The 10,884-nt window shown below is 62.1% G+C and carries 12 protein-coding genes; 8 read left to right on the top strand and 4 right to left on the bottom strand.

Annotated elements, in window-relative coordinates:
* The first annotated feature begins 103 nt into the window (after positions 1 to 103).
* The gene (locus ABD842_RS14340; RefSeq protein WP_345115237.1) at positions 104 to 547 is read left to right on the top strand and encodes a hypothetical protein; all 444 of its coding nucleotides are present in this window, start codon (positions 104 to 106) and stop codon (positions 545 to 547) included.
* A 126-nt stretch (positions 548 to 673) separates the two neighbouring features.
* Here the strand turns inward: ABD842_RS14340 and ABD842_RS14335 are convergent, their stop codons facing one another.
* The gene (locus ABD842_RS14335) at positions 674 to 1,024 is read right to left on the bottom strand and encodes a hypothetical protein (RefSeq protein ID WP_345115234.1); all 351 of its coding nucleotides are present in this window, start codon (positions 1,022 to 1,024) and stop codon (positions 674 to 676) included.
* Between the two features lie 384 nt (positions 1,025 to 1,408).
* Between ABD842_RS14335 and ABD842_RS14330 the strand changes: the two genes are divergently transcribed.
* Both ABD842_RS14330 and ABD842_RS14325 read left to right on the top strand, forming a co-directional pair.
* Positions 1,409 to 1,846, top strand: coding sequence for a hypothetical protein (locus tag ABD842_RS14330; protein ID WP_345115231.1), 438 nt, complete (start codon positions 1,409 to 1,411; stop codon positions 1,844 to 1,846).
* A 259-nt stretch (positions 1,847 to 2,105) separates the two neighbouring features.
* The gene (locus ABD842_RS14325; RefSeq protein ID WP_345115228.1) at positions 2,106 to 2,402 is read left to right on the top strand and encodes a hypothetical protein; all 297 of its coding nucleotides are present in this window, start codon (positions 2,106 to 2,108) and stop codon (positions 2,400 to 2,402) included.
* 322 nt (positions 2,403 to 2,724) lie between these two features.
* Here the strand turns inward: ABD842_RS14325 and ABD842_RS14320 are convergent, their stop codons facing one another.
* Positions 2,725 to 3,363, bottom strand: a complete 639-nt coding sequence (locus tag ABD842_RS14320; protein WP_345115240.1) for a recombinase family protein — start codon at positions 3,361 to 3,363, stop codon at positions 2,725 to 2,727.
* A gap of 138 nt (positions 3,364 to 3,501) precedes the next feature.
* Between ABD842_RS14320 and ABD842_RS14315 the strand changes: the two genes are divergently transcribed.
* From ABD842_RS14315 to ABD842_RS14295, 5 genes are all read left to right on the top strand, one after another.
* Positions 3,502 to 6,591, top strand: coding sequence for a Tn3 family transposase (locus ABD842_RS14315; RefSeq protein ID WP_345115225.1), 3,090 nt, complete (start codon positions 3,502 to 3,504; stop codon positions 6,589 to 6,591).
* Between the two features lie 25 nt (positions 6,592 to 6,616).
* Positions 6,617 to 7,099 carry a hypothetical protein gene (locus tag ABD842_RS14310; protein ID WP_345115222.1) on the top strand — a complete coding sequence of 161 codons (483 nt, stop codon included), beginning with the start codon at positions 6,617 to 6,619 and terminating at the stop codon, positions 7,097 to 7,099.
* Positions 7,100 to 7,208: 109 nt separating this feature from the next.
* Positions 7,209 to 7,499 carry a hypothetical protein gene (locus ABD842_RS14305; RefSeq protein WP_345115219.1) on the top strand — a complete coding sequence of 97 codons (291 nt, stop codon included), beginning with the start codon at positions 7,209 to 7,211 and terminating at the stop codon, positions 7,497 to 7,499.
* A 69-nt stretch (positions 7,500 to 7,568) separates the two neighbouring features.
* Positions 7,569 to 8,297 (top strand): DUF6088 family protein, encoded by a 729-nt coding sequence (locus ABD842_RS14300; protein ID WP_345115217.1) that lies wholly within the window; start codon positions 7,569 to 7,571, stop codon positions 8,295 to 8,297.
* Positions 8,294 to 9,256 (top strand): nucleotidyl transferase AbiEii/AbiGii toxin family protein, encoded by a 963-nt coding sequence (locus tag ABD842_RS14295; protein WP_345115214.1) that lies wholly within the window; start codon positions 8,294 to 8,296, stop codon positions 9,254 to 9,256. The genes ABD842_RS14300 and ABD842_RS14295 overlap by 4 nt, the downstream gene beginning before the upstream one ends.
* Positions 9,257 to 9,353: 97 nt before the next feature.
* Here ABD842_RS14295 and ABD842_RS14290 read toward each other — a convergent pair whose 3' ends face one another.
* Both ABD842_RS14290 and ABD842_RS14285 read right to left on the bottom strand, forming a co-directional pair.
* Positions 9,354 to 9,545: a hypothetical protein gene (locus tag ABD842_RS14290; protein ID WP_345115212.1), complete on the bottom strand. Its 192-nt coding sequence runs from the start codon at positions 9,543 to 9,545 to the stop codon at positions 9,354 to 9,356.
* A 287-nt stretch (positions 9,546 to 9,832) separates the two neighbouring features.
* Positions 9,833 to 10,561 (bottom strand): ParA family protein, encoded by a 729-nt coding sequence (locus ABD842_RS14285; RefSeq protein ID WP_345115209.1) that lies wholly within the window; start codon positions 10,559 to 10,561, stop codon positions 9,833 to 9,835.
* Between the last annotated feature and the right edge of the window lie 323 nt (positions 10,562 to 10,884).

Below are 10,884 nucleotides of genomic sequence, written 5' to 3'. Positions count from 1 at the left end.
GCCGAGCGCCGGCATTCGGCCCTCGGCTATCTTGCCCCCAATCACTTCGAAACCCAATTTCAAACCACGTCCCAACTCTGTGCGGCCTAGCTAGACCACCTCAATGTACACACTGCTTCGAGTACTCTGGGGCGTTAGCTGGCGCCTGGCGCTGTCCATGGTCGGGTATTACGGCTGCGCCGTCGGGGGCGAGTCCCTGCAACGCCTGCTACGGGGCGACTTCCGCACGCCGACGCCGGAAAAGATTTCGATTGCCCTGACCTTTTTCACCTTTTGCTGCTTGGCGGTCGGCGTGGCCGTCGCCTCGCAGCTACGACGGGATACGGACCGGCCGCGCCCGTTTCCCGCCGTCTTCTGCCTGCTCTACGCCGGCGTCACCCTCTTTCTGTTCGGGGTCTTTTTTGGCGCGTTGGAGCGCCCGTATCGCCTGCTCTTTACCCTGGCCTGTGGCTGGAGTGGCCTGGTCGCCCCCTGGGCCCTGGAATCGGCCATCCGGTGGCGAACCAGCCGCGCCACGGCCGCGCGGACCAATTCATCTGCTGCCTAGCAGCGGATCCGGGAAGCGCTGGGCGACACGCCTTTGCCTGGCCCCACACGGGGAGGACGTGCGGACCCCGCGCGAGGGCGCGCTATTTTAACATTACAGCATCCCGGTTCGACCAGCAAAAAGAGCCTACTTCGTTACCGATAAGCTGTAATGGAAGCACTTGGCACAAGCCCCTTCTATTCTTCCCTTTTTCGCCAAAAACAGCGCATTATCAGGCGTAAAGAAGGGCGATTCGGCCCGTAGAAGGCTATCGGCCAATTCAGGGAAACCGATAGTTGAGCTGTGATAATCGAAGGATTGAAAATCTTCTTCGTGGACTACGGAGTTACCTTGAGTGAACACCATTCGGGTGTAATCATCCGCTACGTCCTCCCCCCTGTAGCCAAAACCCACCACCCTGCTAATGGAGTCCACGGTCGTCCAAGAATTGAAAAAGTAGAGCTTCTTCCATTCAAAAGGCGTTATGGTCTTCAACACAACGGTGCACCCCAATTTGGTGGGGCTACTGCATGCCTGATTGATTTCTCGAATCAACCGTCCTTCTATGCGACCCTTACATCCTGTAAGAGCCGCTACAAGAAGTAGAAGGCTAGTTATCGGCTTGTGCACAGCGTTTGCATAGTGTTGATTCAGTTCAAGAAAACGGTGAATTACTGACGACGGTATGCCAGCTCTTCTACTAGGATGTTGTAATACCTTCCCACGTAGCGCCCGGCAGCCCACTGGACCTCTTTCCAGCTGATGAACTGCTCCTCGAAGTGCCAGGCGCATAAAGCATAGTGGATGATCAACAAGGTTGAAGCCACACCCTTTACCTGCTATCTTCCCGCGGAGTAGTTTCGATCTATCCTAAGTGGCACTATGAAATACCTATTTCCCCTACTGACTTTTATCCTGGTGGCCTGCTCAACCCCTGCCCTGGAGACTATACAGCCAGAACGCACGGCAATAACAGCCTTCGTTAAGGCGCTGCCGGACGTAGCGCCAGGTAGTTATAAGCCCGTGGGTTGGGGAAATCCTATCCCTTTTCTGCGGCGCGACTCTGCTCGGTGTGATGTTAACAGAATCGCAAGAGAGGTTGGCCCCCGACGCATACGAGACCCGGAGATTCAGGAAATTTTGGACAGGGATATGGCAATTACAGACCTCACGCCTGTTGGTACCTGGATGACCCATGATTACTGGGCGAGGAACAAAGACGGAGTGCTGTACTGCATCAGCAACCAGGTCTTTGCTGTGTACCGAAACGGCGAGGTTGAGATGCTATTCAGCGGAAGAGAAGTGGTACCTGAACAGTGACGAGCTGTGATAATGAGGGGTACACTAGTTTCGGCAACAGCCTCAGTTCAGCCAAACGGTCCGAGGGTAAACGGGTTCTGTTTGGGAAAACGAGTATTAATTTATGGTGCGCTGCTTATAGCTCTCATTCCATTTTATGCCCCGCTACGTCCATAAACGCTTTCGACGATTGGCCCTCTATGTGAGCTATGAAGCGCGCGCTACACTCCCTTTTCGGCAAATACTATGTGCTCCGCTTACGGCACATTACTCTACTTTTTTGCGCGGTCCCTCTTTTGAGGGGATACATAGCATCAATCTCTGCCTCACGAGCCTCGCCGCCGAGAATGGGCGGACAGAGAAGCTAGTCGTTGGTTATCTCGACTATTATGTGTTGGTGGACTTTCACCTCTTGGCCCGGCTGGACACTGACCACGAGCGCCAGCAATACCTGCTGACGAGTATCCAAGAGGCCGTGCGGCAGTTCGTTCCGCGGGAAGGCTGGGAAATGGCACGCTTTGACCAAGCGTATCACGCCTGTATAGCGATTGAATTGCCCGTCGAAATACGCTACTAGGCGCCTGCCTGACCTGTCGAGACAAGTCTGAGCAGAAGAATCAACCTTGGTGATGTATTTCCTACTGGCACCCCTTCATGGGTTCGTTCACCAAAACGGTCCGAATCGCTTACAGAACGGTTTGCTAAGCATTTGTAAACGTTTAGAACCGCTTAAACGAGCCCTTAAATGGACACTAGGATATTGTCAGCTTGCCTCCTTCTCCTAAGTTAATGCCTTCTACTTGCTGAAAGAGCCCACTGAACTGGGGTAGTCTCGTAATTCGAAGGATTTGATGTTGGGTGTTGTTAAACAAATAGGGTAAAACCTCCGACTCGGCCGGTTACGCGGAAGCGTTGCGGGCCGGCTGCCGCTGTAGCTTGGCCAAGTAGTTCTTCAGCGAGAGGTACTTGCCGTACTTGAGGTGCACGTCGACGATGGTGGCCAGCGGCACGCCCAGCGCGTTCAGGTGCAGGATGCGCTCGCGGTCGGCGTCGTACATGGACAGCTGCACCACGCCCTTGGGCTTGCCCAGCACAATGCCTTGCTCGCGCCGCGCCCGCAGCCCTTCCTTGGTGCGTTCGGAGACGAAGTCCCGCTCCAACTCGGCCAACATGGCGAAAATGGTCAACAGGATTTTGTGGGTCATGTCGCGGTGGTTCTGCGGGTCCAGGTCCAGGCCCTGCTTGACGAGAATCAGCCGGCAGCGCTTCTGGTGAATCAGTTCCTCAATCAGGCCCAGCACCTCGCGTAGCGAGCGGCCCAGCCGGGAAAGCTCGGAGACGATGACCGTGTCGCCGGCGGCAACCTTGGCCAGCAGCTCGGGCAGGCGGCGCTGCCCGGCGGTCCTTCGGGAGGACATCTCGACTTCTATCCACTCGTCCAGGGTCCAGCGGTGCTCGACCAGGTAGCGGGCGATGAGGCTCTTCTGGCTTTCGGCCGATTGGGCGCTGGTCGAGACGCGGACGTAGCCAAATAGCATGGGCAAAACGGGTAGGTTAGCAATAAGGTAAATGAGCCTCGTAAAGGTATCGGTTTTCGATACCTTTACACGTACGTTAACACTATCATTGGTCGGTAGAGATAACGGTCGTTTACGCTATCGACTTTTAGGCAGCTTATGGCCACGCATCTGCGGATTCACCTGGGCAAGGAGCGCGAGCTCTACGAGCAGCCCCCGCTGGTGCCGGCAGCGGAGCAGGCGCGGGTTTTTGCCGTCCCCGTGTGGGCCGATGTACACCTGGCCCGGATGCTGGTGCCAGCTAACCGCGTCGGGTTTCTCTTGCAGCTGGGATACTTCCAGATTAGCCAGCGGTTTTACGTGGCCTCCCGCTACCACGCGGACGACGTGGCCCATGTCACCCAGCAACTGGGACTGGGGCCCGACGAATTTGACCCGTTGCGCTACGCCGATGCCCGCTATTATGCCCACCAGCAGCTCATCTGCGAGCAACTGGGCATTGCGCGGTTCGAGGCGGCCGCGGCGGACCGGCTATACCAGGAGGCGGTGCGCCTAAGCAGCCAGCACCTGAAGCCGGCGTCGGTCTTCGATTACCTGGTGCTGTTTCTGCACGAGCACCGGCTAGAACTGCCCACCTACAACACGCTGGCTGACCTCATCACGCGGGCCCTGCTCGCGTTCGAGAAACGGTTGCTCCACCGCTTGCAGCAGCACCTACAGCCCGGCGAGCAGCGGTTGCTGGACCGGCTGCTGTCCGCCGACGACCCCGGAGCCAGCGAGACGGACGCAGACCGCCGCTACCCGCTCACCTTTCTTAAGCGCATCCGACAAGGCCTGCGGGCCGGGGAAATACGCGAACGGGTGACGCACTTCGCGTCCCTGCGGCAGCTTTTCGAGCAGCTGCAGCCGCTCTGGCAGCGCCTGCGCCTCTCCGACCAGGCCATCACCTACTACGCCGAGTACGTGCTGCGGGCCCAGGCCGCGCAGCTTTACCGCCGCGACGAGCGGCGCTACCTCTACCTGCTCAGCTTCGTGGTGCACCAGTACTACGAACTGGGCGACGCCCTGGTCGACACACTGCTGCAAACGGTGACCAGTGCCGCCAACCAGTGCCGCGAACAGGTAAAAGAGACGCTTTATCAGCAGCGCGCCGCCACGCAGCAGCTGACCAGCCAGGTCACGGGCCGGGGCTACCGGCACCTGCAGGCCCTGACCCAGATTCGCGCCCTGGTCGATGCCCCCGATGTCGCCGCCGAGCAGAAACTGGTCCGCATCGACGCGCTGCTGCAGCGCCACCAGGTCACGGCCGCGCAGCTCAGCGAGGACCACCAGCAATTGGAGCAGCTGCGCCTGGCCACCGAGCAGCAGGCCGGGGAAGCGCTGTTTCACGAGGCGCTGGCCACCGCGTCGCTGCGCCTGCAAACCAAGCTCGGAGCCTTGGTCAAAGCGCTGGTCGTGGACGAAGCAACCACCCGCGCCGACCTGTGGCGGGCCGTGCAGTACTACCAGCAGCACGACGGGCACCTGGGCGCCCAGGTGCCGCTGGACTTTCTCTCGCTCACGCAGCGGGCCTACGTACTCGACGCGCAGGGCCGGTTGCGCACGTCGCTCTACAAAGCGTTGCTGTTTACGGAGATGGCCACGGCCGTCAAGTCCGGCCAGCTCAACTTCACGTGCTGCTACCAGTACCGGGCCTTTGAGCACTACCTGCTGCCGGCTGCGCAGTGGGCCAGGCAGCGCGAAGCCCTGCTGGAACAGGCGGGCCTGAGTGCCTGGCGCGACTTTGCCACGGTCCAAACGACCCTGCAGGACCAGTTGCAGGCCCAGTTTGCGCAGACCAACGCCCACCTGAGCGGGGTGGAAAACCCGCACGCGCACCGCACCCCGGCCGGGCGCTACCGGCTCACGACGCCCCGGTTGCCGACCGAGCAGCCGCGCCTGCCGGCGCACCTGTTTCCCCGGCACCGGGTCGTGCCCCTGCGCGAAGTGCTGACCAGCGTGGCCCGGCTCACCCAATTTGACACAGCCTTCGGCTCGCTGCCCAGCAAACATGCCCGCACGCCGCCGCCCTTGTCGCAGCTGCTGGCGGCGCTGGTCGGGCTGGGCTGCAACCTGGGCCTGCGCCGCCTGGCGCAAGTCGCGCCCCAGGTAGACGAGGCGGCCCTGCAGCGCCTGGCCAGCACCCATTTCTCGCTCGACAACCTGCGCCAGGCCAACGAGCTGATTCTGAATTTCACCCGCCAGCTGCGCCTGCGCGAAGCGTTCCGCTTCTCCCCCGACGTGCTGCACAGCAGCAGCGACGGGCAGAAATACGACCTGGCCGTAGACTCGCTCGGCGGCAGCGCCTCGTTCAAGTACTTCGGCAACCGCCGCGGCCTGACGGCCTACTCCTACGTGGACGAAACACTGCTCGTCTTCGACTCGACCGTGTTCAGCGCTGCCGACCGCGAGGCCACACACCTGCTGGAGGGGCTGCTGCGCCACGCCGTGCGGCCCACCGACGTGCACAGCACGGACACGCACGGCTACACGGAAGTCATCTTCGCCGTGACCCGCATGCTGGGCATTGCCTACGAGCCGCGCATCCGCCAGCTCACCAACCAGCAGCTCTACAGCTGGGAGCCCGTGGCTGCCCACCGCCAGCTGGGGCAGACGCTGCTGCCCGACGCGCGCATCGACCCCGAGCGCATCGCCCGGCACTGGGACGAGGTGCTGCGCCTGGTCGTGACACTCAAGCTACGCCACAGCGAGGCCTCCCGCCTGTTCGGCCGGCTCAACTCCTACGCCCGCCAGCATCCGCTCTACCGGGCCCTGAAAGAGCTGGGCCGGCTGGTTAAAACCGAGTTTTTGCTGCGCTACGTCGACCAGGTGGAACTGCGCCAGCGCATCCAGAAGCAACTCAACAAGGGCGAAAGCGCCCACCGGCTCGCCCACGCCGTCTGGCACGGGCGCAACCAGGAGTTTCACGCGGCCACCCGCTCCGAGCAGCTGGTGGCCGAGACCTGCAAGCGCTTGCTGATGAACGCCATCATCTGTTGGAACTACCTGCACCTCTCCCAGCACCTGGCCCGGCTGCCCCCGGAGCAGCAGGCCGCCACCCTGGCCACGCTCTCACCCTTCGCCGTGCTCTCCTACCGCCACCTGAACCTGCACGGCGAATACGACTTCTCCGACCAGCCCCTGCCGGCCGAAGCCCCGTTTGACATGGACTTGATTACCGCCTGGCAACCGCCAAACAAACCTGCGTAGCGGTGAGTCGGAGGTTTTACCCTATTTGTTTAACAACACCCTACAAGCCGCCAGCCGGGCCCAGCGCGCCGCTGAGCTGATACTAGGTCGCCCGGCCCCCGACGATAACGCGCCCGACCCGCAACCGACTCCCGCCGGCGCGGCGGAGCTGGTAGCCAGTGAGCAGGATGCTCCGCCGGTGATGCACCCGGTAGATGCCGGCGCCGTGCCGCCCCGCCCGGGCCTCCCCACGTTGCCGCTGGTGGTGTTGGGGCAGGAAACGCTGCCTTCCCTGACCACTGTAGTTGTCGCCACGCAGCGCATCGAGCTGACCCGCCTGCTGGAGCATCCCGCTTTTACCGACGAGCAGCGCCGCATGGCCACCGGCCGGATTATGGCCGAAGCCGACCCCGCCCGCCTGGGCCGCTGGCTAACCAACATCATGCAGCGGGTGGCCGAGTGGGAAGAACGCACTCTGGCCGAGGAGGCGCGGCAGCACCCGCGCCCCTACCCGTCCGACGACTGCTAACCCTTTGCGGCCGCCGCTGGCTTTTGCTGCTTTCATCGGCGGGGCCGGGGGCAGTGGGGTACCGTCCCACTGTCCCCGGTATACTGCCTTTACTCCTTCCCCACGCGATATGCCTCCCTCCCCTCCCCCACTGCCCCCCCAAGCCGCCGCGCCGCCCCAGCGTTTTACGGACCTGCTACGCCACGGCCGCTACTCCTTCACCGAGCGCGAGCTGATGGAGCACCTGCGCATGACTTACCGCACCATCAAGCAGCGCGAAACCGACCCGTCCACCCTCACCATTGCCGAGCTGCTGCGGGTCGCGGATTTGCTTAACGAACCCGTGCAGGACGTCATCGCCGTGGTCCTGGCCGAGGTGCAGGCCGGGGTAACCCCACCAGCAGGAACTACGTCGAGTTAAATTCTGTCAAGTTTTTACATGTAATAACTTGACAGAATTGCTTACTTTTACTTTGTTAGCCTCCATCCTATGATGTCGAAATCCATCATGCAGCGCATCCGTCAGCAAGTCAAGGCCGCTCCGCCGGGCGAGCTGCTGACCTATGCCAGCTTGGTGACGGAGCCCGCGCAGTTCGGGGCGGTAGCCGCGGCCCTGAGCCGGCTGCGCCGGGAAGGGCTGCTGGTTCGCTTCGCCAAGGGGCAGTACTACCGGCCCCAAACCAGCCGTTTTGGGACCCTGCAGCCCACCGAGGGGGCCGTGCTGCGCACGCTCACGTCGGTGGGCGGCAACCTGTCGGCCTATCCGGCCGGGGCCAGCCTCTACAACCAACTGGGCCTGACCACCCAGGTGCCGGCCGAAACAATGGTTACCTCTCCCAAGCTGCGGCGCACCCGGCCCCCACGCGTGGCGTTCGTGGTGCGCCCGGCCCCGGAACGAGCCAGCGACGTGCCGCTGCTGCAGTGGCTGGAAGTGCTACGCGACCTGCGCCGCATCCCCGATACCAGCCCCGACAGGGTGCTGGCCCGGGTGCAGCGCGAAGTCAAAGCCCTCTCCCAGGCCGCTCGGCGGCGCCTGACCGAGCTGGCGGCCCGCCAGGCCCCGCCCCGCGCCCGCGCCGTGCTCGGGGCCCTGCTGGAGCGGCAGGCCGACAAAAAAGGTGCCGCTACCCTGCGGGCCACTCTCAATCCTCTGACCACTTACCGCCTCGGCCTGAGCGCTGCGGCCCTGCCCAACCGCGCCGCGTGGAACATCCAATGACTTTGCACCAGAGCCCCGAGTTTGGGGAAATCCTGCTGGCCACCGCCCAAAGCTTAGGCCTGCCCGAAGCCTTCGTGGAGAAGGACTATTGGGTAACCTACGTGCTGCGGGCATTGGCTGATTCGCCCTACCGCGAGCAGCTGGTGTTCAAGGGCGGCACGGCCCTTTCCAAGGCCTACGGGCTGGTGGAGCGGTTTTCTGAAGACGTGGACCTGGCCATTGCCGGCACCAAAGGCTGGACTGGCGGGCAGGTCAAGAAGCTCATGGATGCGGCCGCCAAGCACATCACCCAGGGCCTGACGGCCGTGGTAGAAGCCGGCGTGACCGTGCGCGGCAGCCATTTCCGCAAGACCCTGCACCAGTTTCCGTCTACCGCCGCGCCTACCCCCGGCAGCCAGGTGCGGCCGGGCGCGGTGCTGCTCGAAATCAATGCCTTTGCCCGTCCCCACCCCAGCCAGTGGCGGCCGATGCAGTCTTACGCGGGGCAGTTTCTAACCCAACGCGGCGAGCTGGCGCTGGTAGCGCAGCATGGCTTAGCCCCGTTTGGGGTGCTCGTACTGGCCCTGGAGCGGACGCTGGTTGAAAAGATACTGGCCTTGGTGCGCGCCGGCTATGCGCCGGACCCGCTGGGCGAGCTGCAGGCGAAAATCCGCCACGCCTACGACCTGCACCAACTGCTCCAGCAACCGGCGTTGCAGGAGTTTCTGGTAGGTCCGGCGTTCGAGACGCTGCTGGCCGAAGTGCGCGCCGATGATGCCCGTAACCAGGAGTTTCAGGGCGAATGGGCTACCCACCCGCTGGCGCAGGCGCGCCTGTTTGCCGACGCGGGACAAACCTGGCAGCAACTGGTGCCCACTTACCAAGGCGCTTTCCGGCAGCTGGTGTACGGACTACTACCGCCCGCCACATCCGTGGAGCAGTCACTGGCGGCGATAGCGGCCCGGTTGCAGGTGCTGTAAGAAGATGAGACCGGGCCAATGGTAAACCATCCCTATAGAGCTACCTAGCCCGGCGGCTTATACCCGGCCCAGCCGGGTGTGGAAGGTTGCCCCTCCCCTACTTGACCTGGGCCGGCGGGCCATGCTGCAGGTAGTAATTCACCGCTTCGTCGACCAGCTCCTTGAGGTATACCCGCCGACTGTGGTGCATCAGCTCCTCGTGGATATAGGCCAGCGCGGCTCGTTGCGTCTCCCCTTCCAACCGAATCAGGGAAGGCTGTAGCCCCGATGGAGCTGCTTCCACGGTCATAGCTGTTTCGGCTTTCGGCGGCCGGCCTCTTCCCCGTTTGGGGGTTTGGGCCACGGGCGTCGGCACTGGCTTTGCCGTTACCACCGGCGCGGCGACTGGGGCGGGCTCTGGAACTGGAGCTACGGCCACGGGCGGAGCTGAAACCGGCGCTGCCTCTGGTGTTGGCGCCGGTTCGGTGGCTGCTGCTGGCTCCGCTGCCACGTGCGCGGCCGGCATGTGACCAGGCTGCCCGCGCAGCATGGACATCTTCTCGTCCGTGGAGATTTTCAGGCGTTGAATCTTGGCCATTACGATACGAGTTCAGAGGTGAGTTGGGCCCGGACAATCAGCTCGTCGCACAGGGCGCGTACTTCGGCTTCCACGGCGGCATCGGCCCCCACCGCCCGGCGGTAGGCCGAGTTGAGGTAGCTGTAGCGAGTGGACAGGCGCTTGTAGCAGCCAAGCTGGCGCAGGGAGGCCTGCAGCCGCGGCAACCCTAATGCGTCGGTGAATTCGTCCATATCCTTTTCCTCCTTCAGGTTGGTGCGGTGCGAGTGCACGCCGAAGAACTGGAAGTCCAGGCCCTGCTCCCGCGAGAGCCGCGAAATCTCCTGCAGTAGCTGCATAAAGGAAATCGTGGCCAGACGCTCGGCATCGGAGGCGCCCACGGGCACGAGTACTACGTTGGCCCCGCTGAGCACGTCAATCATGGCCGTGTCATCGGAGCGGCCGGGCACGTCGATGAACACCACGTCGTAGTCGTCGCCCACCTCATCCAGGCGGTCATACACCTGGCCCATGCCCACCGATTCCAGAGCATAGGGAAAGGCGGGCTCGGCTAGGGTGCCGGCTGCGCGCTCCAGGTCCACGCTGGGCTGGTCGTTGGTGAGGCGCACGCCGGCCAGCGTTTGCTGGGAGTCGGCGTCGACCACCAGCACGCGGTAGCCATAGTCGGCGGCCAGCGCCCCGGCCAGCACGGTGATGAGGGTGCTCTTACCAATGCCGCCCTTCTGGTTGGCAACGCAGATGATTTTCATAAAGCGAGGGAACTAATGGTGACGGCTGCGACCAGTGCAGCAGGGTGCAAAATAAGCAGCTTGTTTCTCAATTTTCAAACTTACTTGTAAACTTGTTTTATTGTTTCCTGAAAAATAAAGCAACTTTTTTCTATAATTTCATACTTCTCAAAAAAATAAAGCTAAAAAGAAATAAGAATCAATGTTTATTACTTTCTCAGTAAACATTTATCAAAAGCTCTTATAGCAGTTTCATAACTGGCGTACACCTTTCCGGGGCGGGTTCGTAAGCTAGTACATGCGCGCCTATTCCTTGGACTTACGTGAGAAAATCGCCGCTGCTT

This window comes from Hymenobacter algoricola (assembly GCF_039539525.1).
Classification (GTDB): domain Bacteria; phylum Bacteroidota; class Bacteroidia; order Cytophagales; family Hymenobacteraceae; genus Hymenobacter; species Hymenobacter algoricola.
Note: the sequence above shows the minus strand (reverse complement) of the source record. Positions and strands in the feature narration are given on the sequence as shown.